This is a genomic window from Streptomyces sp. NBC_00631, assembly GCF_045206895.1.
GTDB lineage: Bacteria > Actinomycetota > Actinomycetes > Streptomycetales > Streptomycetaceae > Streptomyces.
In genome coordinates this window covers 5,473,100-5,497,033 of record NZ_CP107734.1, presented here as the reverse complement: position 1 = coordinate 5,497,033, position 23,934 = coordinate 5,473,100, and the positions used below count along the sequence as shown (strand labels likewise).

Sequence of the window (23,934 nt, the reverse complement as noted above, 5' to 3'; positions counted from 1 at the left end):
GATTTTCAGGGGCGGTGGCCCGTCATACGGGCCGCCGATGCGATCGTCGCGCGGGCCTCGTGTTCCGTCAGGCCGGTGTGGACCGCCGCGTCGATCAGGGGGGCCCGCAGGGCTCGGCCGATGCCGTTCTCGTAGGCGCGGCAGGCCGCCCAGAAGAGGCGGGTGTTGCGCTGGCCCTCGTGGGCGGAGAGCACGAACTGGACCAGGCCCTGGCCGCGGTTGCCGACCGAGGGGTGGGTCGCGGGGTGGGGCGGGCGCGGGGGTGGCAGCAGGAGACGGAGGAGGGACGGGGGGCAGGGGGCGGGGACCAGGTGTTCGGTGCCGGGGGCGGTGGCGTAGACGCCGTGTTCGGTGCGGGAGCCGGGGCCGACGAGGTAGCCGCCGGCGCCCCGGATGTCGATGCCGGGGGCGAGCCGGCCGGCCGAGTTGGGGACGACGGCCTCCGGCGGCCCGGTGAGCCAGAGGTGGCGGCCGCCGCTCGGGGTGAGGACGACGACCGTCGGCGGGATGGTGAACAGGTGCCGCAGGGCCAGTTCGCGCAGGGCGGCCGTGGCGTCCGTGCCGGACTTCACGTCCAGGTCGATGCCGATGAGGCCGTGCGGGGGCAGCCCGCAGGCGATGCCGTAGCCGGTCGCCCAGGGCGCCGCGGCGAACAGCTCGCGGATGCGGGCCGGGTCGGTGGTGGCGTCGTACACCCCGTGGCCGGGACGGCCGCACTCGCCATGGCAGGGCGGCAGCGCGGGTTCCGGTTCGTGGCGGTGCGGGGAGCGCAGGGCCGGGAGTTTGGTCCGGGACAGCGGGATGACTGCCAGGCCGCGCTCGGCGGCTGACAGGGCGTGTGCGAGGGCCAGCGTCGTGGCCTGCCGATCGGTGGTGGCCATGACTCCATGTTCGTACGTGCGTTCGAAAAAGGGAAGAGGGGGCCGGTGTGACACGCCGGGGGACACGCCGAAGGCGGTGGCGTGGTCGCGGATCGCGGCCGGAACGGTTTTTCCCTTGGGGCGCTTGATGGGAGTCGATGTCCTGAGTGGTGACGGCTGGGGCAGAAGTCGACCAAAGATGGTGAAAGGGGTTTATCGACTTGTCATCACGCTTGAGGGGGAATAGCGGCTTCCGGGCTGGTTCGCCGGGGATTCGGTGGGCAACTCTGATCTCGCGACGTCGATGACAACCACCGGGGCGGTCGGCCAACTACCCCGAAAAAAGCATTACTTGACGTACTTCCGGCACAGCCGGGTCTGAGAGGAAACAACATGGCAAGCATCCGTACCGCCCGCGTTCTGGCCGCCGTCTCCGCCCTCCCGCTCGCCGCCGCCCTCTTCGCCGGTGTCGCGGCGGCGGACAACGGTGCGATCGCGGACAACGGATCGAGCGCCAACGTCGGCACGGCGGGCATCATCGGCAGCGGTGTCGGCCACGACAACAACGGCAACTCCTCCACCACCCAGCAGAACGCGGTGGGCAACGGCGCCTCGAACCAGAGCAACACCGCTCAGGTCAAGGGCTCCGCATGGACCGCGATCCAGCAGGGCAACGACAACGTCGCCGTCCACTTCGCCCAGCTGTGGTAAGCCCCGTCTGAGCCCGTGGGGTGTGGTCTGTGGGGATGGGCAGTGCGTCCGCGCGGCGGTGCTTCGGCACCGCCGCGCAGGCGTTTTCCAACCCCGCCGGGCCCTGCCGTCCCTCCCCGCCGGGCCCGGCGCCCCCCGGTCGGGCCCCGCCGCCGACCCCCCTCCGTCGGCCTGTTCGACCTTGACAGTGAGCCGTATCTGACGGACAGTCAGAAACCATGCATCTGGCTCCCACCGAACGCCAGCAACGGCTGCGTGCCGAACTCCGTGCCTACTTCCGGAGCTTGATCCCGACGCCCGCCCCCGAGGACCCCGCCGAACGCCGTGCCCTGCTGCGCCGCATCGGCGCGGACGGCCTGCTCGGCCTCGGCTGGCCCGTCGAGTACGGCGGCCAGGGCCGGGGCGCCGACGAGCAGTTCGTGTTCTTCGACGAGGCGTACCGGGCCGGTGCCCCCGTCTCGATGGTCACCCTGAACACCGTCGGGCCGACGCTGATGAAGTACGGCAGCGCGGAGCAGAAGGCCCGCTTCCTGCCCGGCATCCTCCGCGGCGACCTCGTCTTCGCCATCGGCTACAGCGAACCCTCCGCCGGCACCGACCTGGCCTCGCTGCGCACCCGGGCGGTACGGGACGGCGACGGCTGGCGGATCGACGGGCAGAAGATCTTCACCTCCGGCGCCCAGCACGCCGACTGGATCTGGCTGGCCTGCCGCACCGACCCCGAGGCGCCCAGGCACCGCGGCATCTCGATCCTCCTGGTCCCCACGGACACGGCCGGGTTCTCCTGGACGCCGATCGAGACGGTGGGCGGCCAGGTCACCACGGCGACGTACTACGACGGCGTGCGCGTCCCCGCCGGGAACCTGGTCGGCACCGAGCACGACGGCTGGTCGCTCATCACAAACCAGCTCAACCACGAGCGGGTGGCCCTCGCCGCGACCGGCATGCAGGCCGAGGACTTCTACGCGGCCGCGCTCACCGCCGCCCGCACCCCCGATCCGGTGACCGGGCGGCGCCGTGTTGACGAGCCCTGGGTGCGTTCTCGGCTGGCCGAAGCGCATGCCCGACTGGCGGCGAACCGCCTGCTCAGCTGGCGTCTGGTGGGGGATGCGGGGGCGGGCCGGGTGGCCCCCGCGGAGGCCAGCGGGGTGAAGTTCGCGGGAACGGAATCGGCAGTCGCGACGTATCGCATGTGTCAGGAGATCGTCGGCGAGACGGCATTGGTCCGGTCCGGCTCGCCGGGGGCGTTCGGGGACGGCGAGCTGGAGCGGCTCAACAGGGCGGCGCAGATCAACACGTTCGGGGGCGGGGTGAGCGAGGTGCAGCGGGAGATCGTCGCGACGATGCGGCTCGGGATGCGGAGGACGGGGAGGGGTGGCGACCGTGGCAGTGGCCGGGGGGAGTGACGAGCCGGGGGCGCGGCCTCCGGCGGATGATCTCGGAGCGCGGCTCAAGGTGTACGAGGGGCAGTCGGCGGCCCGTGCCGGCACCGGCAGGGACCCGGTCAACCTGCCCATGATCCGGCACTGGTGCGAGGCGATGGGCGACACCAACCCGGCGTACGAGGGACCGGGCGCCGTCGCCCCGCCCACCATGCTCCAGGCCTGGACGATGGGCGGCCTCTCCGGGCACACCGCCCGCACGGGCGCGTACGACGAGATGCTCGCCCTCCTCGACGAGGCGGGCTGCACCTCGATCGTCGCCACCGACTGCGAGCAGGAGTACCTCAGGGCCCTGCGGCCGGGCGACGAGGTCGCCTTCGACACGGTGATCGAGTCGGTGTCCGGGCGGAAGACCACCAAGCTGGGCACCGGGTACTTCGTCACCACCCGCACGGACGTCCGCGTCGGCCGCGAACTCGTCGGCACCCACCGTTTCCGCGTCCTCAAGTACGCGCCGGGCGGCCGGAAGCGCAAGCCGCCGCGCCCCCGCCCGGTGGTCAACCGGGACAACGCCGGCTTCTGGGAGGGCGTGGCCGAGGAGCGCCTCCTCATCCAGCGGTGCGCGGACTGCGGCACCCTGCGCCACCCCTGGCTGCCGGGCTGCAACGCCTGCGGTTCCCTCGACTGGGACACGGTCGAGTCGTCCGGCGAGGGCACGGTCTGCTCGTACGTCGTGATGCACCACCCGCCCTTCCCGGCCTTCGCCCCGCCGTACGCGGTCGGCCTGATCGAACTGGCCGAGGGCGTGCGGATGGTGAGCAACGTGGTGGGGGTGCCGTACGACAAGGTGCGGATCGGGCTGCCGGTACGGGTGGAGTTCTGCCGGTACGAGGACGAGGGCGGCGTTCTGACCCTGCCGGTCTTCCGGGTCGTGGACCTTCTCGGCGAGGAGGCCTGACATGGACTTCACGCCCACCGAGGCCCAGGCCGAGGCCCGTGACCTGGCCGCCAGGATCTTCGCCGACCTCGCCGGCCATGAGCGGCTGCGGGCCGCCGGCACCGGCAGCGACCCGGAGCTGTGGAAGGCCCTCACCGCGGCCGGCCTGGTGGCCGCGGTGGAGGAGCTGGGGTTGCTGGGGCTGGTGCTGCTTCTCGAAGAACAGGGGCGCACCACGGCCCAGGTGCCCTACGCGGCGAGCTGTGTGTACGGGCAGCTGGCGATCGCCGCGCACGGCACGGTCGAACAGCGGGAGCGGCTGCTGCCGGGGATCGGGGACGGCTCGGTGGTGGTGACCGGCGCGTTTCCGGCACAGCCCGCGGTACGGCCCGCGGCGCACGGCGGGTTGAGCGGCACCGTCCCCGTCGTCCCCTGGCTGCGCGACGCCACGCACGTCCTGGTCGCCGATGCCGGACGGCGGCTGTGGCTGGTCCCGGTCGGCGCGGGCACCGACGTCGAGGAGGTCGAGCTGACCGCGCCCTGGTCGGCGGGGCGGCTCACCCTCGACGAGGCCCCGGCCGAGCCCCTCGGCCCCGCCCCCGGTACCGGCCCCGGCACCGACACCGGCTCCACCCCAGGCACCGACGCCTACGCCGACGTCCTGGCCACCGCCCGCACCGCCTTCGCCGGACTCCAGGCGGGTGTCTGCGCCGGCTCCCTCGCCCGGGCCGTGGCCCACACCAACGCCCGCGAGCAGTTCGGGCGCCCCCTCGCCACCCGGCAGGGCGTCCAGCTCCGTGCCGCCGACGCCCACATGGACACCGAGGCGATACGGGTGACGGCGTACGAGGCGGCCTGGCGGCGGGACACCGGGCTGCCGTACGCCACGCACGCGCTGACCGCGGCCTGGTGGGCGTCCGAGGCCGGGCAGCGGGTCGTGCACACGGGCCAGCATCTGCACGGTGGCGCGGGCGCCGACGTCGACCACCCGGTGCACCGGCACTTCCTGTGGGGCCGGCAACTGGACGCGTATCTGGGCAGTGGCGGCGAAGTACTACAGGAGCTGGGGGAGTTGATCGCGAGTGGGAGTTGAGACGACGCGGCCGGGCGTGGGCACCGAGCTGCCGGCGCTGGAGATCCCGATCACCCGGACGCTGATCGTGGCGGGGGCGATCGCGTCCCGGGACTACCAGGACGTGCACCACGACGCCGAACTGGCCCGCCGCAAGGGCTCGCCGGACATCTTCATGAACATCCTGACGACGAACGGCCTGGTCGGCCGGTACATCACCGACTTCTTCGGCCCCACGGCAGAGCTCCGCAAGGTCGCCATCCGGCTGGGCGCGCCCAACTACCCCGGAGACACGATGGTGCTGACCGGCCGGATCGAGGAGCTGGACGACGAGACCGGCATGGTGACCATCCGCGTGGTCGGCGCCAACAGCATCGGGAACCACGTGACCGGCACGGTGACCGTCGCCCTCACCGAAAGCGCCGAGGACGGGGTCACGGTCACCGACGAGGTGGACTCATGAGCGTGCGGGGCCGGGACTCGCTCGGCGGGCGGGCGGCGATCGTGGGGATCGGGGCGACCGAGTTCTCCAAGGACTCGGGGCGCAGCGAACTGCGGCTGGCGGCGGAGGCGGTGCGGGCCGCGCTGGACGACGCGGGGCTCACTCCGGCGGACGTGGACGGGATGGTGACGTTCACGATGGACACCAGCCCGGAGATCACCGTGGCCCAGGCCTGCGGGATCGGCGAGCTGTCCTTCTTCTCCCGCGTCCACTACGGCGGCGGCGCGGCCTGCGCGACCGTCCAGCAGGCGGCCCTCGCCGTGGCGGCCGGGATCGCCGAGGTGGTGGTCTGCTACCGGGCCTTCAACGAGAGATCGGGCCGCCGCTTCGGCTCGGGCGTGCAGCACCGGGAGCCGTCGGCGGAGGGCGTGGCGCTCGGCTGGGTGCTGCCGTTCGGGCTGCTCACCCCGGCGTCCTGGGTGGCGATGGCGGCGCAGCGCTACCTGCACACGTACGGGCTGACCCCGGAGGCGTTCGGGCACGTGGCGGTGGTGGACCGCGGGTACGCGGCGACGAACCCGGCCGCCTACTTCCACGGCCGCCCCATCACCCTCGCGGACCACGCGGCGTCCCGCTGGATCGTCGAGCCGCTCCGTCTGCTGGACTGCTGCCAGGAGACGGACGGCGGACAGGCCGTCGTCGTCACGTCGGTGGAGCGCGCGCGCGATCTGCCGCGTCCGCCGGCCGTGATCGCGGCGGCCGCGCAGGGCGCCGGCCGGGCCCAGGAGCAGATGACCAGCTTCTACCGGGACGACCTGACCGGACTGCCGGAGATGGGCGTGGTGGCCCGCCAGCTCTGGCGCACCAGCGGACTCGCCCCGGCCGACATCGACGTGGGGATCCTGTACGACCACTTCACCCCGTTCGTGCTGATGCAGCTGGAGGAGTTCGGGTTCTGCGGTCCCGGCGAGGCGGCGGACTTCGTGGCCGAGGCGCGGCTGCCGCTGAACACGCACGGGGGACAGCTCGGTGAGGCGTACCTGCACGGGATGAACGGGGTGGCGGAGGGGGTGCGTCAGTTGCGCGGCACGGCCGTGAACCGGATACCCGGGGCGCACCGGGTCCTGGTGACGGCGGGGACGGGCGTACCGACGTCCGGACTGGTCCTGACCTCGGACAACTGAGGTCTCCTGGCCTCGGAGGGGTGAGGTCGCGACCCCCGTCGTACTCCCCCCTCAGGGGTAAACCCGCAGGAGTTCTGCATCCGTACTCCACCTTCAGGAGGTGTAGGCAGCCCCACCCCTACAACCTGAGGGGGAGTCGGCTTCGGGACCTGCGGCCGATCCGCCGTGACCTCGCTCGCTCATAGCGTGGAGCCATGACCACACCCGTCTGCACCAGCGCTTCGGACGCCGCTGTTTCGGCGAGGCAGACCCGCGCACACACCCGCCCGTATCCGTCGTTCGCGTCGTACGTCAGGGCCCGCCAGCCGGTCCTGCTGCGCACCGCCCGGTCGCTGACCGCGAACCCGAGCGACGCCGAGGACCTTCTCCAGACCGCGCTCGCCAAGACGTACGTGGCCTGGGAGCGGATCGAGGACCACCGGGCGCTCGACGGCTATGTGCGCCGGGCCCTGCTGAACACGCGGACCTCGCAGTGGCGCAAGCGCCGGGTCGACGAGTTCGTCTGCGACGAGATGCCCGAGCCCGAGCCGGTGGGTGGCGAGGACGACCCGGCCGAGCGGCAGGCGCTGCACGACGCGATGTGGCGGGCGATCACGAAACTGCCCGCGCGGCAGCGGGCGATGGTCGTGCTGCGGTACTACGAGGACCTGAGTGAGGTGCAGACGGCCGAGGTGCTCGGGGTGTCGGTGGGCACGGTGAAGTCGGCCGTGTCGCGTGCGCTCGGCAAGCTGCGCGAGGACCCTGAGCTGGACCTCGCGCGATAGCGGCCGGGGCGGCCGGACGGGCTTTGTTGGCTTTCTCCTAGTGACATACCGATTGGTATGTGCGCAGAATCAGCGCAGCCCCTTTACCGCCGAGTAGGCAATGTCGCCCCCCGGGAGGACGCCGTGCTGAGCACCATGCAGGACGTACCGCTGCTGATCTCAAGGATCCTGACCCACGGGTCGAGGATTCACGGCGCGTCACAGGTCACCACCTGGACGGGCGAGGGCGAGCCGCACCGCCGCAGCTTCGCCGGGATCGGCGACCGGGCCGCCCAGCTGGCGCACGCCCTGCGGGACGACCTCGGGGTCCGGGGCGACGACCGTGTGGCCACCCTGATGTGGAACAACGCGGAACACACCGAGGCGTACTTCGCGATTCCCGCCATGGGCGCGGTCCTGCACACCCTCAACCTCCGCCTGCCCGCCGAGCAGCTGGTCTGGATCGTCAACCACGCGGCGGACAAGGTCGTCGTCGTCAACGGCTCGCTGATCCCGATGATCGCGCCGTTGCTGTCCAAGCTGCCGACCGTCGAGCACATCGTGGTCTCCGGTCCGGGCGACCGTTCCCTCCTCGACGGCGCGACCCCGGCCGTGCACGAGTACGAGGAGCTCATCGCCGGCAAGCCGACCGGCTACGACTGGCCGGAGCTCGACGAACGCCGGGCAGCCGCCATGTGCTACACCTCCGGCACCACCGGCGACCCCAAGGGCGTGGTGTACAGCCACCGTTCGATCTACCTGCATTCCATGCAGGTCAACATGGCCCAGTCGATGGGCCTGACCGACCAGGACACCTCCCTGGTCGTCGTACCGCAGTTCCACGTCAATGCCTGGGGCCTGCCGCACGCCACCTTCATGACCGGCGTCAACCTGCTGATGCCGGACCGTTTCCTCCAGCCCGGCCCGCTCGCCGAGATGATCGAGCGCGAGCGCCCCACGCACGCGGCCGCGGTCCCCACCATCTGGCAGGGCCTGCTCGGCGAGCTCACCGCCCGCCCCCGGGACGTCTCCTCCCTCACCCAGGTCACCATCGGCGGCGCCGCCTGCCCGCCCTCGCTCATGACGGCCTTCGACAAGCTGGGCATGCGGGTCTGCCACGCCTGGGGCATGACGGAGACCTCCCCGCTCGGCACCATCGCCCGCCCGCCGGCCCATGTGGTCGGTACGGACGAGGAGTTCGCGTACCGCCTCACGCAGGGCCGTTTCCCCACGTCCGTCGAGGCCCGGCTCAGCGGCCCAGCCGGCGAACGCCTCCCCTGGGACGGCGAGTCGGCGGGCGAGCTGGAGGTGCGCGGCCCCTGGATCGCGGGCGCCTACTACAACGGTCCCGACGCCGAACCCCTTCGCCCCGCCGACAAGTTCAGCGAGGACGGCTGGCTGAAGACCGGTGACGTCGGCACCATCTCCGCCGACGGCTTCCTCACCCTCACCGACCGCGCGAAGGACGTCATCAAGTCCGGCGGTGAGTGGATCTCCTCGGTCGAACTGGAGAACGCGCTGATGTCCCACCCGGACGTCGCCGAAGCCGCGGTCGTGGCCGTACCGGACGAGAAGTGGGGCGAGCGCCCGCTGGCCACGGTCGTCCTGCGTGAGGGCTCCACGGCCACCTTCGAGACCCTGCGCGTCTTCCTCGCCGAGGAAGGCAAGATCGCCAAGTGGCAGCTGCCGGAACGCTGGACGGTGATCGAGTCGGTGCCGAAGACGAGCGTGGGCAAGTTCGACAAGAAGGTCCTCAGGAGGCAGTACGCCGACGGGGAGCTGGACGTCACCAGCCTGTGAGCGACCCGCACTGAGGCGCCCCGTAAGGGGCGCGGGGCGGCAGTCGATCTGCGGCTGCCGCCCCGCGGGCGCGACCAGCCACGGACAACCCGCGGCCGAGGGGCGGCAGTTCCCCGAAGGGCGCTCTCAGTTCGTACCGATCCGGGCCAGCAGATCCACGATCCGGCTCTGCACCTCGTTGCTCGTCGACCGCTCCGCCAGGAACAGCACCGTCTCCCCCGACGCCAGCCTCGGCAGATCCGCCTGATCCACGGCCGCCGTGTAGACGACCAGCGGCGTCCGGTTCAACTGCCCGTTCGCCCGCAGCCAGTCGATGATCCCGGCCTGTCGGCGGTGCACCTGCATCAGGTCCATCACCACCAGGTTCGGCCGCAACTGCCCCGCCAGCGTCACCGCGTCCGCGTCGCTCGCCGCCCGCGCCACCTGCATCCCGCGCCGCTCCAGCGTCGAGGTCAGCGCGAGCGCGATCTCCGCGTGTTCCTCGATCAGCAGCACCCGCGGCGGATGCTGCTCGCTGTCCCTGGGCGCGAGCGCCTTCAGCAGGACGGCGGGATCGGCGCCGTACGCCGCCTCACGCGTCGCCTGTCCCAGCCCCGCCGTGACCATCACCGGCACCTCGGCCGCCACCGCCGCCTGCCGCAGCGACTGCAGCGCGGTCCGCGTGATCGGCCCGGTCAGCGGGTCCACGAACAGCGCCGCCGGGAACGCGGCGATCTGCGCGTCGACCTCGTCACGGGAGTTCACGATCACCGGCCGGTAGCCGCGGTCGCTCAGCGCCTGCTGGGTGGTGACGTCCGGCGCCGGCCACACCAGCAGCCGGCGCGGGTTGTCCAGCGGCTCCGGAGGCAGTTCGTCGTCCATCGGCTGCGGGCGCGGCGGGTCCGCGACCTCGATCGCCCCGCCCGGACCGTCCAGCGGCTCCGGGCCCTCGGCGGCGTTCACGTCCGGTGCGCCTATCGCGTACGACCGTCCGGCGTCGTCGATGGCTCCCGCCAGCCGGGACTGCCCGGCCGGCGACGGCTGCGGCAGCGGCTGGGCGGCGACCGGCTGCTCGGCCTGCGGATGCGGCCGGGCCGACTGCTCGGGCTGCGGCTGTTCGGCACGCGTGCCCGGGTCCGGGGGCGTGCCCAGCTTCCGGCGCCGGCCGTTGCCGCCCGGCTGGTGCGGGGGCGGGGTCGCCGTCGGCTGCTGCACCTGCGCGGCCTGCCGTGAGAACGGCACCCCCTGCCCCAGTGTGCGCACGCTGAACGCCCGGCCCTGCGTGGAGTCCGGGTCGACCGGTACCGCCGGCGGTGCCGGTGCCGGTGCCGGTGCCTGGGCCGGCGTCGCCGTCGCCTCGGCGGGCAACGGCTGGGCGGCACGGGCCGGTTGCGGGGTGGCAGGGGCGTGGTCGGCGCCGGGCCACTGCTGCGGCACGGGGGCGGCCGTCGGCGCGGCCTCCGCCGGAAGCGGAAGCGGCACCGACTGGGCGGGAGCCGGAACGGCCCCCTGCGGCTGCGGCGGTGTCTGCGCCGGTACGGCCGCCGCGCCCGGCAGCGCCTGCGGACCCGGAAGTACGGGCTGGCCCTGCCCCACCGGTCCGGGCTGCTGCCCGCCGGCCGCCTGGGCGACGGGGATACCGGCCGGCGCGACGACCTGTGCCGCCGGGCCGGCCTGCACGGGAATGCTCTGCGGCTGTCCGGGCTGTCCGGGCTGTACCTGCTGCACCGGCTGTCCGGGCGCGGCCGCCTGCGCGGGCACCGTCGGCACAGGCGACCCGTCGGGAACGGCCGGAGTGTGCTCCGCCGCGGGCTGGCCCACGGCCCGCCGCCGACGGCCGGTCGGCGCGTTGGTCGGGTGCGGCTGCGGCGGCGTGTGGTCCTCGGCCTGGTCGTGCGCCACGGCGTCGTGCCGGCCCTCGTCGCCCGCCTCCTCGACGGCCGCGACCGGCTCGGGTGCGCGGTCGGCGTCGGCGGGCGGCAGCGCGAAGACCGGGCGAGGCCCCGCCTGCTGCTGCTCGGCCCGCTCGGCTCGCTCGGCCGCGGCGGCCAGCGCGCGGCGCCGTCGCCCGCCGCTCTGCGCCTCGTCGGCCGCAGGGTCGGAGGGGACCGAGGGCAGCGCGGGCGGCAGCGCCTGACGCTCGTCGGGCTCACGCCGGGCGCGCCGTCCCGACGCCGGTACGGGTACGCCCTGCGGCGGAACGGTGCCACCCAGCCCCGTACCCGAGGCGGCCGCTCCGGCGCCCTGCTCGGCCGCCGTCATCACGGCACCCTCGGAGACCCCCGGGTCACCGTCGGCCGGGCGCCCACGCCGCCGTCCGGTACCGCCGGACGCCGACTCCGCGCTCTCGATGGCGGCGGGCCCGCTCTCCGTGCCGTCCGCCGCCTCGGCGGCACGCCGTCGCCGCCGCCCGGTCGGCGTGACCGGGACCTCGCCCTCGCCGCCGGCCTCGCCGGGCACGTCGCTCTCCAGGAAGGCGTCCACGGAGGACCGCCGGGCCCGCCGCCGTGCACCGGCACCGGTCTCGTCGGCGGCGGCGACCATGGCGATCTCGGTACCGGGCGGCGGGGGCACCGCGCCGGCGCCGCCCCCGATCGGCACCTCCAGCACGAACGCGCTGCCGCTCATCCCCGGCACCTCGTGGGTCTGCAGCACCCCACCGTGGGCCCGTACGATCCCGCGCACGATCGGCTCGTGCACCGGGTCGCCCCCGGCGTACGGCCCGCGCACCTCGATACGGACGACCTCGCCGCGCTGCGCCGCCGCGACCACCACCGTGTTGTCCATGTAGCCGCCCGCCGAGACGGGCGCGTTGCCGGTCGCGTCCACACCGGCCACGTCCGCGATGAGATGCGCGAGCGCGACGGCGAGCCGCTGCGGGTCCACCTCGGCCTCGATGGGCGGCGCGTGCACGGCGAACTGCACCCGCCCGGGCCCGATCAGCTCCACCGCCCCGTCCACGCCCGCGGCGACGACGGCGTCGAGCATGACCTTCGTCCGGGTGATGTCCTCGGTCCCCGCGTCCAGCCGCTGGTACCCGAGCACGTTGTCGATGAGCTGGGTGATCCGCGAGTAACCGGCCGAAAGGTGGTGGAGCACCTGGTTGGCCTCGGGCCACAGCTGCCCGGCGTCGTCGGCGGCGAGCGCGGCCAGTTCCCGGCGCAGCTCGTCGAGGGGGCCGCGCAGTGACTGCGCGAGCAGCGTCAGAAGCTGCTCGTGCCGCCCGGCGAGGGCCTCGTACCGGTCCTTCTCGCGCTCGCCGAGGGCCGCGTACCGGTCCTCGTCGGCCGCCAGTTCCTCGGCGTGCCGTTCGAGCAGCTCCTCCACCTCGGTGACGTGCTTCTGCCGCAGCGCGGTCAGGTCGGAGGCGTGCTCCTCGGAGAGCCGCTCCAGCTCGTCGGCGTGCGCCTTCTCCAGGGCCGCCTTCTCGTCGACGACGGAGTCGTACGGTCGCCGGTCGGTGAACGTCATCACGGCGCCGACCAGCTGGTCGCCGTCGCGCACCGGCGCGGTCGTCAGGTCGACCGGCACCTTCTTGTCGCCCTTGGCCCACAGCACCTGCCCGCGCACCCGGTGCTTGCGACCGGAGCGCAGGGTGTCGGCGAGCGGCGACTCGGCGTACGGGAAGGGCGAGCCGTCGGCGCGCGAGTGCAGCACGAGGTTGTGCAGCTCCTTGCCGCCCAGCTCACCGGCCCGGTAACCCAGTATCTGAGCGGCGGCGGGATTCACGAGGACGATCCGTCCGTCCGTGTCCGTCCCTACGACACCCTCGCTCGCCGCCCGCAGGATCATCTCGGTCTGCCGCTGCGAGCGGGCCAGCTCGGCCTCGGTGTCCACGGTGCCGGTCAGGTCGCGGACGACCAGCATCAGCAGCTCGTCGCCGCTGTAGCCGTAACCGTCGTACGCCTGCTGCCCGTTCTCCAGATTGGCGCTGGTGACCTCGACGGGGAACTCGGTCCCGTCCGTCCGCCGCGCCACCATCCGGGTCGGCTTGGTCCGCCCGCGCGGATCCATGTGGTCGGGCCGCCGCATCGACCCCGGGATCAGCCGTGAGTCGAACTCCGGCAGCAGATCGAGCAGCCCTCGTCCGACCAGCGCGGTACCCGGCGCCTCGAAAGCCTCCAGGGCGATGGTGTTCGCGTTGACGACGGTGCCGTTGGCGTTGACCAGCACCAACGCATCCGGCAGCGCGTCCAGTATGGCTGCGAGGCGAGCAGCGCCTCGGGATGGCCTGCTGCTCACGAGACGCTTCCTCCCTGTTACCGCACCTTGCCGACCGTTCGGGCCATCTTGCCAACCGGCCCGCGACGTGTCACGCGAGGGAGTCTAAAGGCACCGGTTGCGCTCGCGACGCCGGATGAGAGGGAGGTCGCACGACGAAGTGACGGCGAACATGTGACCGACACGCCTCACCTCCGCCATACCTTCGCGAGCCTTTTACGCAAGCGGAGCCGCCCCTCTGAAACGCCTGTGCCGCCCTTGTGCCCCGACGGCACGTGAGGACCCACGGACCTACGGGCCCACGGACCTACGGGACGGGCCCACGGACCTACGGGCCTACGGGCCGAGGTCGGGGAGCAGGGGCACCATCCGGTCCCAGCGCCCGATCTCGCAGCCGTCGCTGCGGTCGTACGTGGCGTCGACCGGGCGGCCGGCCCAGGTCCCGGTGACATGGGCGGTGGCCGGGCCGCCGTAGAGCATGGTGCAGACGCTGCCGGGGGCGACCGGGGCGAAGGTGTCCCGGCCCCAGCGGGTGTTCCGGTCGAGCACCTGGCAGGACCCGTCCACGTCCGGGTGACTGCCGGCGCCGGGGTGACAGGACAGCTCGTACGTCCCGTCCCGCCCGTCTCCGGCGTGGCGCACGGTGACGGTGAGGTGGTCGGCCGCGACGGCGGCGGAGGCGGGCAGGGCGGGGGCGGACCCGAGGACGGCGGCGACGGCCCCGAGGGCGCCCCGCACGGCGAAGTGAGTCATGCCCTGCCCAACGCGTGGCCCGCCCGGATGTTGCGCGACGCCTCATGGCCTCGGGGAAAGGGCTTTGCCCTGTGGCCCGACTGCCTAGTACCGTGGGAGCCGATTGGTGACAGCACGCTCGACTGTGTCATCATCTGCACGCACCACTCGCGCTCACGCGGGCGGCTGTGCGGGAGGCGTCGCCTAGTCCGGTCTATGGCGCCGCACTGCTAATGCGGTTTGGGTCTTAAAGCCCATCGAGGGTTCAAATCCCTCCGCCTCCGCACCTGACTCAGGGAGTCCAACCGTTTCGGTCTGGGCTCCCTGATTCGCGTTCACGCCCTTGCCGCCACGCATCCCACACCGGCACCGCCGCGCCCCCGGGCAGGCGCACAGGCCCTCCCGCCCCCCAGTCGGCCGATCCCCTCCGGAACCCGCCCGATCCGACGTTTCCGCAGCTCACAAGGGGTGCGCCTAACGGATTTCACATGGCGGCGGCAGTCATGTAATGTTCTTCCTGTCGCCGCGAGCGGGCCGAAAGGGTCAGAAGCGAAGGCAGAAAAACAGCAGAACACGCACTCGTAGCTTAACGGATAGAGCATCTGACTACGGATCAGAAGGTTGCAGGTTCGAATCCTGCCGAGTGCACACAGGTGAGAGGCCCCGGAGAGATCCGGGGCCTCTTGCGTTTCGGGTCGTGCGGTGGAGGAGTGTCGGGGTCAGGCTGACGACGGGTGGATGTCGTTCAGGCTGTCGACGATCCTCACCGAGGGCGGATGCGCGGGCGTGGGCACCTGGATGAGGATGGGGACGTAGACCACGTTTCCGTGCCTGTACTCGGCCTTCCATGAATTCCGGTAACACACGATCACGTTCGGACTGCGGTGGGCCGCATAACACTGAAGTGCCGACTCGGCGGGTACGGCCTGCGATTCCTGTGACGGGAGGAGCGCCGTACAGCAGAGGGCCGCGACCACAAGGCTGACGCTCAGAGAGGTTGCGTTGCGCATGCTCGTTCACCTCGCCCCTTTCAGGAAGACTTGTCAGCGTTTTGAGTCGTGGAGTTTGCGGGCGGCTTCCTGCCGGGAGTGGACGCCGAGTTTGGCGAGTACTGCCCCCACGTGGTGCCCGGCGGTCTTGGGCGTGATGTAGAGGCGGGCGGCGATCTCGGCATCCGACAGGCCCTCGTTCAGCAGCTTCAGGACCTCCATCTCCCGGATGGTCAGCCCGTACGGATTGGCCAGGGTGGCCGCCCGCGGGCCACGCCGGACCGGGCGGACACCGCGCGTACGCATCACGGCGCGGGTGCGTGCCACGAGCGGCCGGGCGTCGAGGGCCTCGAAGGCGGCCAGAGCCTGGTGCAGCGCCGGCGCGTCGCCGGACAGACGGGCCAGCGCGGCCTGGTACGGGCAGCCGAGCCCGTCCCACTGGGCCGCGGCGCCCGCCCAGTCGCCGGCCAGTTCCAGCGCGTAGGGTCCGGCCCCGGGCACCTCCGGAGGCGCTCCTCCGACACGGCCGATCCAGCACGCCAGGGGCCCGGACAGCCAGGGATGGCTCCGCTCCGCCAGGGCGTCCAGGCCGCGTTGTGCCTCCGTCCGCGCCAGCTCGTGATCGCCGGTCAGCCAGGCCGCCTCGACCCTGGCCTCCCACCCCAGTCCCGTGTCCAGCAGGCAGTCCGAGTCGACCAGACCCGCCGCCTCCTCCAGCAGCGGCCACGCCCGGGCCTTGCCCTGGCGGGCCCGCACCAGGCCCAGGACGGTCAGGGCCAGGGCCCGGACGACCGGTGGTGAGCTGGGATGGGAGAGGACCTCCTGCGCGGCATCGGCGGCCTGGGCCCACGAGCCCCGGCTCAGCAGCCCCCAGCTGCCCCAGGCCCTCGTGCACAGCAGGTAGGACAGCAGATCGTGGTCGAGGCAATAGGCTTCCGCCCGGTCCACGGCCGCAGCAGTCCGGGCGGCATCGTGTTGCAGCGCGGCGAACCAGCACATGATGAGCGCCAGGAAGCCCGCGTCCTCCGGCAGCGCCTGCGCCATCGCGCTGGACACCGCCTGTTCGCACTCCCCCCAGCCGGACCCCTCGCTCAGCATGTTCGCCGCCGCGGCATGGAAGCGGGCCTGGACGACCACCCCCGCGTCGCCGAACCGCTCGCCCAGAGCGATCGCCTTCTCGGCGTAGGCGGCGGTCACCCGCACATCCTCGTGCTCGTAGCAGGCCAGCTGGCAGAGGTTCAGGTAGGCCCGGGCCAACTCCCGGCTCGGACCAAGCCCTTCGAGCACCCGCACCGCGTCCAGGCCGGTCCGTCCGGCCTCGACGGTCCGCCCGAACGGCCACAGCCAGCACGACAGCCAGCGAAGGTCCTCGCCCTCGCGCAGCCGGTCGCCCAGGACACGGCGCAGCTTCACCGCCTTACGGCGAGAGGCGATCCCCTCGTCCAGCCGGCTGGACAGCAGACAGGCCTGCGAATGGCCCTCCAGCAGGGAGGTCCTTCGGCCGAGCGGCAGCAGGTCGGCGTACCGCAGGGCACGGGCGTACTGGGCGGCCGCCTCCCGGTGCGCGCCCAACGCTGCGGCATGGGCGGCCGCGGCGGGCGCGTACTCCAACACGGCGACCGGATCCCCGGCACCCTCGGCGTGATCGGCCAGCAGCGCCAGATCGTCCGCGACGACCGGGCGGGACCGCATCGCCGTCAGCACCTGCCGGTGTACCCGCAGACGGTAGGCGGCCGGGACGGACTCCAGCACCGCCAGCCGGGTCAGCTCATGGCGGAACTCGGTCACCTGCGCGTCGGTCCGCACGATTCCACCGGCCACGGCTTCGTCGAGTGCCTCCTCCGAGGCCGGCAGCATGCCGGCCAGCAGCGGCAGCGGGACCCGGCGCCCCAGAACCGCCAGCACGTCGACGACCCTGCGCGCCGCGGCCGACAGGCCGGCCAGGCGGCCTGCGGCGGCCTCGCGCACCGTGGCGGGGATGGACTCCCCGGGTGCGGCCAGGATCTCGGTGACGATGAACGGGTTGCCGGCGGAGACGTGGTACAGCTCATCGGCGTCGACGGTGTGTCCGCCGGCCAGCCGGGCCACGGCGCGACGGCTCAACGGGGCCAGGTCGTGGCGGTACACCCACGGATAGCCGGCCAGGGTGCCCAGGAGAGCGGTCACGTCGTGGGTACGGCCGATCTCGTCGTCGCGGTAGGTGGCGACCACCAGCGCGGGAACGCTGGGCAGGCGCCGGGCCAGGTAACGGAGGATGTCCATGGTGGCCTCGTCGGCCCAGTGGACGTCCTCCACGACCAGCAGGCTGGGGTACGAGGTGAGATCGGCGAGCAGGCAGTCGAAGACCTCGTCGGAACGGCAGGTGCCGGCCAGCGCCCCGGTCAGGGCAGTGCGCACCGCCTGGCCCAGGCGCGGGGCCAGGTCCGTCAGAGGGCCCAGGGGGCGGGGCGTGGCCAGCGGGTCGCAGGCGCCGACCAGGATCCTGATCCGGGGATCGGCCAGCTGGGCCAGGCGGTTCACGACGCTGGTCTTGCCGATGCCGGCCTCGCCGCGCACAAGGGCCAGTCGTCCAGGGCCGGTCACTGCTGCCTGTAGGTGACCGGTGAGGTCCTGGAGTACGGCCTCTCGCTCTAGCAGGTCCATCACCAGCCATTTTCCCTCCGCGGCCGGAGCCGCGCAAAAGATCCAGACCGAGCAGGACAGCTCGGCGGATGGGGATGTGGGGGAATTCCGGCCTCAGATGTGGGGTGTGCCGGGTGGAACTTGGGGTGCCCACCCGATGTGCCCCAACTGCGGCAGGAGCATGCTGGCGAAAGAGTTCCGCTACCGGTTTTCCCGGTTTATGCGGCTCAAACCGGCGTCCCCCGGGGCCGACTTCGGAAGAAATTGTCAAGTCCCGGGATTCCGGGGGCCGACGCGACCCACTCGCATCGAAACTCATCGAAAAGGGATCACCATGCTCAAGAAGATCGCAAAGCGTACAGCGGTGCTGACCGCATCGGCTGCTCTGGCCGCGGGAGGCGCGCTGGTCCCCTCCGCCGCCTTCGCGGCCCCGACGCCGACAGTCGCGCACGAGATGGCGCCGAGTGACAACGGCGGCGGGAACAACAACAACAACAACAATAACAACAACGGCGGAGGCGGAAACAACAACAATAACAACAATAACAACAACAGCCACCACAAGGGTGGACACCACAACAACAACAATAACAACAACAACGGCCGAGGCGGGAACAACAACAACAATAACAACAACAACGGTGGCGGCGGGAACAACAACAACAACAATAACAACAACAACGGCGGCGGAGGTGCAAACAACAACAATAACAATAACAACAACGGCGGAGGTGCAAACAACAACAATAACAACAATAACAACGGCGGGGGTGGCGGGAACAACAACAATAACAACAACAACGGCGGAGGCGGGAACAACAACAATAACAACAACAACGGCTGAACTTCACGGCTCGGCGGCCGGTGAGGTGCTGTGCTCACTCGGTCGCCGGGCTGTCGTGCGTTGCCGCTCCCTGTCGGGGCGGCGCCCTCAGTTCTGGTGGCAGTTGATGTTCTGGTTTCCGGTGAGGGTGTTGGTCGACCCGACCTGCCCCTTGGGGTAGCAGATCTGGAAGTTGATGAGCGACTTGCCCAGAAGCGGCAGGCTGCCTGCCGTGCCACCCTGCGCCTGGCTGTCGCCGTTGTTGTTGTTATTGTTATTGTTCGTGCCGCCCCCGTTGTTGTTATTGTTGTTGTTCGGTCCGCCCCCGTTGTTATTGTTATTGTTGTTGTTATTAGTGGTCTGGGCTCCGGTCGAGGCGGGGCCTTGTCCGGCCAGCCCCAGCGAGTAGGGCATCCGCAGGAGAGGGATGTTGCTCAGAATTGACAGGAGACCTCCGTCGCTTTGAGCCTGGGCGCCGCCAGCGCTGAGGAGAATCGCCGCCGTCACGGCAGTGCTGATCGTGGCAAAACGCTTGGCGAGCTTCAATCGACCGACCTTTCGTCGTTCCTGGTGCCGAATCTCGGGCTTTAGTGGACAGGATGACGAACGGTAGGCTTCGAACGATTACTAGGCACGCTGCGTCGTCCCTCTTTTCCCCCGTACAGCCCCAGTGCAGCCCCAGCACAGCCCCAGAACTCCTGTCGCTGTTCGATGGGATGGGGGAAATGGAGGGCTCAGCAGGGCTCCGCCGAGTCGTTCCCGTTGAGTTTCTCCAAGTACTCGTGGGCCAGGGCGGTGGCGCGGGTGAACCAGTCCGTGAGAACGGCGAGTTCGTCGGCGGTGTAGCCGGCGAACAGTTCGGTGAGACGGGCGTAGTGGCCGGCGTAGACCGCCTCGACCCGGGTGACGGCTTCCGGGACCGCGGCCACGCGGACCCGGCGGCGGTCGTCGGGGTCGGGACGGCGGGTGACGTAGCCCGCGCGTTCCAGGCGGTTGAGGATGCCCGTCACCGCGCCCGTCGTCACATGGGCGCGCGCGGCCAGGTCGCCCGCCGTCAGCAGGTCGGCGCCCGCCTCCAGGACGAAGGCGAAGCAGGTGAGGTCCGTGACGTTCACCCCGAGTCGCCGGGCCAGCTCCTGCTGGCCGATCACATGGGCTGCGATGAGGTGGTCCATGGCGGACAGCGCCCGGGCCGGGTCCGCGGGCGGTCGCGACGTGGCGTGGATGGCCGCTCCCGTTTCCTTCGTCGAGATTCCGAGATTCCCTTAGCACGTGAGAGGTATGGGGGGTAAATTTCTCACTCGGTGAGGGATTCTAGTCGCCCTCGCGTCGGACCGGGTGTTTCCGCTGCCTGTGAAGGGGAGACGGGTACGTGAGTCAGCACGACGAAGGCCACACGGTGGCAGGGTGGACCGGTACCGCGATCGCGACCGTCGGCAGCGGTCTGCTGGGACTGGGCGTGTGCACGGTCTCGGTGGCCGCCCTGGTGGCAGGGCTCGCGGTGTGTGCGGTGAGCGTCCTGGTCACCTGGTATCTGCATCTGGCCGGGTGGGGCAAACCGCCGGGGCCGCGGCCCAGGGCGCAGTGGCCCCTCCGGGCGCGGGACACCGGCGCCCGTGACGGCCACCCCGGGTGCGTCTCGTGCCGGCTGGCGGGCCGGGGGCGGCGTACCGCTTCGGCGCTCCGGCCGGTGTCGCCCGCCGGCGGGGCGGAGCCGGTGGCCGCGCGGCCGGTGGCCACGGAGGCGGCGTCCGCGGAGGCCGGCGGCTGAGCGGGCGGGCCTGCCCCAGGACCTCCCGTCCTTCCTGAGCGCAGCTCCTCCGGGCCGGCCGCGCCGGGCCGTTGTCAGTGCCGCCCTCTACGCTCGCGAGTGATGGCACAGATGTGGAAATGCTCGGGGCTGCGCTGGTCGGACGGCGGGCCCGTGCTGGTGTGGAGCGGTGGGCGGCGCAGTCCGCTGGTCCGGGGGAAGCGGGTGGCCTTCGGGGTCGTGGGAGAGGGGGTGCGGGAGTGCGTGGGGGCGCGCGGGCACGCCTGCCCGACGCGGGCGCGCGTGTCGGGGCGGAGTACCGGCGCCCGGTGCGAGGAGTGTGCGCGGCTGGACCGGACGCACTCCGTGGCCGCCGACACCTTCGCCGACGATCCCCGGCCGTACCACGTGTATCTGGCGTGGTTCGGGCCGGGAATGGTGAAGGTGGGGATCACGGCCGTCGAGCGGGGGCCGGCCCGGTTGTTGGAGCAGGGGGCCGTGTGCTTCAGCTGGCTCGGCGCCGGGCCGCTGATGGCCGCCCGGCGGGCCGAGGAACTGCTGCGGGCCGCGCTCCGGGTGCCGGACCGGATCCCGTACGGCCACAAGCGCGTCGTACGCGCCCTGCTGCCGGTGACCCGGGCCGAGCGGGCGGCCGAGATCACGGAACTGCACGCGCTTGCTCTCGCGCTCGGCGGCTGGCCCGAGTCGCTCCTCCCGGAGCCCTGCCAAGTCGTCGATCACATGCGGGTGTTCGGCCTGGACGGCGTGTCCGCCGCCGTCGGCGAGGTGGCCGAACTGGTGCCGGGCGGCCTGGTGAGCGGTGAGCTGGCCGCGGCGGCCGGGCCGGATCTGCATCTCGCCACCGGGCGCGGGGTGGTCGTCCTTGACACGCGGTTGCTGCCGGGGTGGGAGCTGACTGCTGCCGGGGCGCGGGAGGAAGACCGACTGCGGGTGCCGGTAAGGGAGTTCGAAGCTCCCCAGGACGGGCTCTTCTGAGCGTCGACGGTCCGGCGAAGTCCTCGGCGCGCGGGACCCGTTCCGGGTGGGTACGCTCTCATCACCGGTTCATCGGCACTTCATCAGCGGGCGGAAGCGCGGCCCGGAAGGACATGATCCGCACAGCTCGGCACGAGCGTGGTCACGAGTTCATGCACCCCTGATGGGATTCCCAGGCGTTCCCTGAGAGGCGCCTGTGTGTTTCTTAGGGAAATCACAGATTAGTGAAAGCGTGTTCTCAGAGGACCCCGACAAGGTGTCCACCATGACCACGACCTCGCCCCAGGGGCGCACCGAACTGCTGAGGCCGGACGGGAGCCCCGTCCGAGTGCTTGTGGTGGACGACGAGCTGTCGATCACCGAACTCCTTTCCATGGCCCTCCGTTACGAGGGCTGGCAGATCCGGAGTGCGGGTGACGGCCAGGGTGCGATACAGACCGCGCGGGAGTTCCGCCCCGACGCCGTCGTCCTCGACATGATGCTGCCCGACATGGACGGCCTCACCGTGCTGGGGCGCCTGCGGCGCGAGCTGCCGGACGTGCCGGTGCTCTTCCTGACCGCGAAGGACGCGGTCGAGGACCGGATCGCGGGTCTCACCGCCGGCGGCGACGACTACGTCACCAAGCCCTTCAGCCTCGAAGAGGTCGTGGCCCGGCTGCGCGGGCTGATCCGCCGCTCCGGTGCCGCCGACCGGCGGTCCGACTCGGTGCTCGTCGTCGGTGACCTCACCCTGGACGAGGACAGCCACGAGGTCTCGCGGGGCGGGGATTCGATCCACCTCACGGCCACCGAGTTCGAGCTGCTGCGCTTCCTGATGCGCAACCCGCGGCGCGTGCTCAGCAAGGCCCAGATACTCGACCGGGTCTGGTCGTACGACTTCGGCGGGCAGGCCAACGTGGTCGAGCTCTACATCTCGTATCTGCGACGGAAGATCGACGCCGGCCGGGAGCCGATGATCCACACCCGGCGTGGCGCCGGCTATCTGATCAAGCCAGCCGCCTCATGAGCGGGCGACGACGGCCGCGTACGCAGAAGCGACGAGCGGGAAAGCCGCGCACCCTGCGGACTCGGCTCGTCGTCGTCTCCGTGACGCTGATCGCCGTGGTCTGCGCGGTGATCGGGACCGTCACCACGCTCGTGCTGCGCGACCATCTGTACGGGCAGTTGGAAGGCAAACTGGGTGAGGTCGCGGCGCGCGTGGCGCCTCGCGACTTCGGCGGCCCGCTCGGCGACCGGCCCAGCAGTAACGGCACCGGGACCGGCTCGACCACTGGCCGCACCGGGACCGGCTCTACCACCGGCAGCACCGGGCCGAATCAGCAGCAGAACGCCGACGGCACGACCGACCTCTCCAAATTCGTGACGGGCCCGCAGCCGGACGGCACCATCGCGGCCACGGTCCAGAACGGCAGCGTCACCGACTCCGAGCGGGGCGTGAAGTCCAGCGACGACTTCTCGATGAGTGCCAAGACACTCACGACCGCCCAGGTGAAGGTGGTCAACTCCGTCTCCCAGGACCAGAAGATCCACACCGTGGAGATGCCCGGCCTCGGCACGTACCTCGTCAAGTACGCGAGCAACGGCACCAGCGGCTACTACGTCGGTATCCCGACCGCCGACGTCGACGGCACCATCAACACCCTGATCATCGTCGAGATCAGCCTCACCGCCTCCGGTCTCATCGCCGCCACCCTGGCCGGCACCGTGATGGTCAACGTCGCCACCCGCCCCCTCCGCCGGGTCGCCGCCACCGCCACCCGCGTTTCCGAACTCCCGCTGCACACCGGCGAGGTGAACCTCAGCGAGCGGGTGCCGGACACCGAGTGTGATCCGCACACGGAGGTCGGACAGGTCGGATCCGCGCTCAACCGCATGCTCAACCACGTGCACGGGGCGTTGCACGCCCGCCAGCAGAGCGAGATGCGGGTACGGCAGTTCGTCGCCGACGCGAGTCACGAGCTGCGGACCCCCCTCGCGTCCATCCGCGGCTACGCCGAGCTGACCCGGCGCGGGCGGGAGCAGGTCGGGCCCGACACCCGGCACGCCCTCGGCCGTATCGAGTCCGAGGCCGGGCGGATGACCCTGCTGGTGGAAGACCTGCTGCTGCTCGCCCGGCTCGACGCGGGGCGTCCGCTGCAGTTCGAGCACACCGATCTCATCCCGCTCGTCGTCGACACGATCAGCGACACGCGTGCCGCAGGCATGGACCACAACTGGCGCCTCGACCTGCCCGACGAGCCGGCGCTGGTCGCCGCCGACGCGGCCCGTATCCAGCAGGTGCTGATCAACCTGCTGGGCAACGCCCGCAAGCACACCCCGCCGGGGACCACTGTCACCGCCCGTATCCAGCGGCGCGGGCCGTGGATGTGCGTGGACGTCGAGGACAACGGGCAGGGCATCCCGCAGGATCTGCTGCCGCACGTCTTCGAGCGGTTCGCGCGCGGCGACTCCGCGCGCTCGCGGTCCACGGGTTCCACCGGTCTCGGCCTCGCCATCGTGCAGGCCGTCGCGACCGCGCACGGCGGTGCCGTCACCGTGGACAGCGTGCCCGGCCGTACGGTGTTCACCCTGTATCTGCCCGCGCTTGCCCCGTCGGCTCCCCAGCCGGACCCCGAAACCAACTGGCAATCGCACTCACAGGCACAGCACAGTGCCACCACATGGGTGCAACAGGGCGCTTGACGAGAGTCG

At 71.6% G+C, this 23,934-nt stretch carries 19 protein-coding genes and 2 tRNA genes; 15 read left to right on the top strand and 6 right to left on the bottom strand.

Annotated features, from left to right (window positions below):
- Positions 1 to 5: 5 nt before the first annotated feature.
- Positions 6 to 881, bottom strand: a complete 876-nt coding sequence (locus tag OHB00_RS25190) for a bifunctional DNA primase/polymerase (RefSeq protein WP_406437782.1) — start codon at positions 879 to 881, stop codon at positions 6 to 8.
- Between the two features lie 372 nt (positions 882 to 1,253).
- Between OHB00_RS25190 and OHB00_RS25185 the strand changes: the two genes are divergently transcribed.
- The 8 genes from OHB00_RS25185 to OHB00_RS25150 all read left to right on the top strand — a co-directional run bounded on the left by OHB00_RS25185 (position 1,254) and on the right by OHB00_RS25150 (position 9,131).
- Complete coding sequence (locus OHB00_RS25185) at positions 1,254 to 1,571, top strand: hypothetical protein (RefSeq protein ID WP_406437780.1); 318 nt, start codon at positions 1,254 to 1,256, stop codon at positions 1,569 to 1,571.
- A 218-nt stretch (positions 1,572 to 1,789) separates the two neighbouring features.
- Positions 1,790 to 2,977, top strand: a complete 1,188-nt coding sequence (locus OHB00_RS25180; RefSeq protein WP_406437778.1) for an acyl-CoA dehydrogenase family protein — start codon at positions 1,790 to 1,792, stop codon at positions 2,975 to 2,977.
- Positions 2,955 to 3,911, top strand: coding sequence for a bifunctional MaoC family dehydratase N-terminal/OB-fold nucleic acid binding domain-containing protein (locus tag OHB00_RS25175; RefSeq protein WP_406445974.1), 957 nt, complete (start codon positions 2,955 to 2,957; stop codon positions 3,909 to 3,911). The genes OHB00_RS25180 and OHB00_RS25175 overlap by 23 nt, the downstream gene beginning before the upstream one ends.
- A 1-nt stretch (position 3,912) precedes the next feature.
- Complete coding sequence (locus OHB00_RS25170) at positions 3,913 to 4,983, top strand: acyl-CoA dehydrogenase family protein (RefSeq protein ID WP_406437776.1); 1,071 nt, start codon at positions 3,913 to 3,915, stop codon at positions 4,981 to 4,983.
- Positions 4,973 to 5,425 (top strand): MaoC family dehydratase, encoded by a 453-nt coding sequence (locus OHB00_RS25165; RefSeq protein WP_406437774.1) that lies wholly within the window; start codon positions 4,973 to 4,975, stop codon positions 5,423 to 5,425. The genes OHB00_RS25170 and OHB00_RS25165 overlap by 11 nt, the downstream gene beginning before the upstream one ends.
- Positions 5,422 to 6,588, top strand: coding sequence for a lipid-transfer protein (locus tag OHB00_RS25160; protein WP_406437772.1), 1,167 nt, complete (start codon positions 5,422 to 5,424; stop codon positions 6,586 to 6,588). Before OHB00_RS25165 ends, OHB00_RS25160 begins: the two co-directional genes overlap by 4 nt.
- A 194-nt stretch (positions 6,589 to 6,782) precedes the next feature.
- Positions 6,783 to 7,352, top strand: a complete 570-nt coding sequence (locus tag OHB00_RS25155) for a SigE family RNA polymerase sigma factor (protein ID WP_406437770.1) — start codon at positions 6,783 to 6,785, stop codon at positions 7,350 to 7,352.
- A 135-nt stretch (positions 7,353 to 7,487) separates the two neighbouring features.
- Complete coding sequence (locus OHB00_RS25150) at positions 7,488 to 9,131, top strand: long-chain fatty acid--CoA ligase (protein WP_406445972.1); 1,644 nt, start codon at positions 7,488 to 7,490, stop codon at positions 9,129 to 9,131.
- A 126-nt stretch (positions 9,132 to 9,257) separates the two neighbouring features.
- Here the strand turns inward: OHB00_RS25150 and OHB00_RS25145 are convergent, their stop codons facing one another.
- Positions 9,258 to 13,352: a PAS domain-containing protein gene (locus OHB00_RS25145; RefSeq protein ID WP_406437768.1), complete on the bottom strand. Its 4,095-nt coding sequence runs from the start codon at positions 13,350 to 13,352 to the stop codon at positions 9,258 to 9,260.
- Between the two features lie 315 nt (positions 13,353 to 13,667).
- Positions 13,668 to 14,084 carry an SSI family serine proteinase inhibitor gene (locus OHB00_RS25140; RefSeq protein WP_406437766.1) on the bottom strand — a complete coding sequence of 139 codons (417 nt, stop codon included), beginning with the start codon at positions 14,082 to 14,084 and terminating at the stop codon, positions 13,668 to 13,670.
- Positions 14,085 to 14,256: 172 nt separating this feature from the next.
- On the opposite strand from OHB00_RS25140, the gene OHB00_RS25135 reads away from it, so the two are divergent.
- Together OHB00_RS25135 and OHB00_RS25130 are read left to right on the top strand one after the other, a co-directional pair.
- Positions 14,257 to 14,347: transfer RNA gene (locus OHB00_RS25135), tRNA-Ser, on the top strand.
- A gap of 291 nt (positions 14,348 to 14,638) precedes the next feature.
- Positions 14,639 to 14,711, top strand: a tRNA-Arg gene (locus tag OHB00_RS25130).
- A 395-nt stretch (positions 14,712 to 15,106) separates the two neighbouring features.
- Here the strand turns inward: OHB00_RS25130 and OHB00_RS25125 are convergent.
- Positions 15,107 to 17,695 carry an ATP-binding protein gene (locus OHB00_RS25125; protein WP_406437764.1) on the bottom strand — a complete coding sequence of 863 codons (2,589 nt, stop codon included), beginning with the start codon at positions 17,693 to 17,695 and terminating at the stop codon, positions 15,107 to 15,109.
- A gap of 313 nt (positions 17,696 to 18,008) precedes the next feature.
- Here OHB00_RS25125 and OHB00_RS25120 point away from each other — a divergent pair, with 313 nt between their 5' ends.
- Positions 18,009 to 18,518, top strand: a complete 510-nt coding sequence (locus OHB00_RS25120; RefSeq protein ID WP_406437762.1) for a hypothetical protein — start codon at positions 18,009 to 18,011, stop codon at positions 18,516 to 18,518.
- 87 nt (positions 18,519 to 18,605) lie between these two features.
- Here the strand turns inward: OHB00_RS25120 and OHB00_RS25115 are convergent, their stop codons facing one another.
- Complete coding sequence (locus OHB00_RS25115; protein WP_406437760.1) at positions 18,606 to 18,911, bottom strand: hypothetical protein; 306 nt, start codon at positions 18,909 to 18,911, stop codon at positions 18,606 to 18,608.
- A gap of 320 nt (positions 18,912 to 19,231) precedes the next feature.
- On the bottom strand, positions 19,232 to 19,723 hold the full coding sequence (locus OHB00_RS25110; RefSeq protein ID WP_406445970.1) for a MarR family winged helix-turn-helix transcriptional regulator: 492 nt from the start codon (positions 19,721 to 19,723) through the stop codon (positions 19,232 to 19,234).
- A gap of 146 nt (positions 19,724 to 19,869) precedes the next feature.
- Between OHB00_RS25110 and OHB00_RS25105 the strand changes: the two genes are divergently transcribed.
- The 4 genes from OHB00_RS25105 to OHB00_RS25090 all read left to right on the top strand — a co-directional run bounded on the left by OHB00_RS25105 (position 19,870) and on the right by OHB00_RS25090 (position 23,925).
- Complete coding sequence (locus OHB00_RS25105) at positions 19,870 to 20,268, top strand: HGxxPAAW family protein (protein WP_406437758.1); 399 nt, start codon at positions 19,870 to 19,872, stop codon at positions 20,266 to 20,268.
- Between the two features lie 102 nt (positions 20,269 to 20,370).
- Complete coding sequence (locus OHB00_RS25100) at positions 20,371 to 21,243, top strand: DUF2797 domain-containing protein (protein WP_406437757.1); 873 nt, start codon at positions 20,371 to 20,373, stop codon at positions 21,241 to 21,243.
- 265 nt (positions 21,244 to 21,508) lie between these two features.
- Complete coding sequence (locus OHB00_RS25095) at positions 21,509 to 22,249, top strand: response regulator transcription factor (RefSeq protein ID WP_046583764.1); 741 nt, start codon at positions 21,509 to 21,511, stop codon at positions 22,247 to 22,249.
- A complete protein-coding gene (locus OHB00_RS25090; RefSeq protein WP_406437755.1) occupies positions 22,246 to 23,925 on the top strand; it encodes an ATP-binding protein in 1,680 nt (559 codons plus the stop codon). The genes OHB00_RS25095 and OHB00_RS25090 overlap by 4 nt, the downstream gene beginning before the upstream one ends.
- The last annotated feature ends 9 nt before the right edge of the window (positions 23,926 to 23,934 follow it).

Bases quoted from the DNA above. Each gene is read 5' to 3' on its own strand.
- OHB00_RS25190 (WP_406437782.1), bottom strand. From the start codon at position 881: ATGGCCACCACCGATCGGCAGGCCACGACGCTGGCCCTCGCACACGCC.
- OHB00_RS25185 (WP_406437780.1), top strand. From the start codon at position 1,254: ATGGCAAGCATCCGTACCGCCCGCGTTCTGGCCGCCGTCTCCGCCCTC.
- OHB00_RS25180 (WP_406437778.1), top strand. From the start codon at position 1,790: ATGCATCTGGCTCCCACCGAACGCCAGCAACGGCTGCGTGCCGAACTC.
- OHB00_RS25170 (WP_406437776.1), top strand. From the start codon at position 3,913: ATGGACTTCACGCCCACCGAGGCCCAGGCCGAGGCCCGTGACCTGGCC.
- OHB00_RS25160 (WP_406437772.1), top strand. From the start codon at position 5,422: ATGAGCGTGCGGGGCCGGGACTCGCTCGGCGGGCGGGCGGCGATCGTG.
- OHB00_RS25155 (WP_406437770.1), top strand. From the start codon at position 6,783: ATGACCACACCCGTCTGCACCAGCGCTTCGGACGCCGCTGTTTCGGCG.
- OHB00_RS25150 (WP_406445972.1), top strand. From the start codon at position 7,488: ATGCAGGACGTACCGCTGCTGATCTCAAGGATCCTGACCCACGGGTCG.
- OHB00_RS25140 (WP_406437766.1), bottom strand. From the start codon at position 14,084: ATGACTCACTTCGCCGTGCGGGGCGCCCTCGGGGCCGTCGCCGCCGTC.
- OHB00_RS25125 (WP_406437764.1), bottom strand. From the start codon at position 17,695: ATGGACCTGCTAGAGCGAGAGGCCGTACTCCAGGACCTCACCGGTCAC.
- OHB00_RS25120 (WP_406437762.1), top strand. From the start codon at position 18,009: ATGCTCAAGAAGATCGCAAAGCGTACAGCGGTGCTGACCGCATCGGCT.
- OHB00_RS25115 (WP_406437760.1), bottom strand. From the start codon at position 18,911: ATGCCCTACTCGCTGGGGCTGGCCGGACAAGGCCCCGCCTCGACCGGA.
- OHB00_RS25100 (WP_406437757.1), top strand. From the start codon at position 20,371: ATGGCACAGATGTGGAAATGCTCGGGGCTGCGCTGGTCGGACGGCGGG.
- OHB00_RS25095 (WP_046583764.1), top strand. From the start codon at position 21,509: ATGACCACGACCTCGCCCCAGGGGCGCACCGAACTGCTGAGGCCGGAC.
- OHB00_RS25090 (WP_406437755.1), top strand. From the start codon at position 22,246: ATGAGCGGGCGACGACGGCCGCGTACGCAGAAGCGACGAGCGGGAAAG.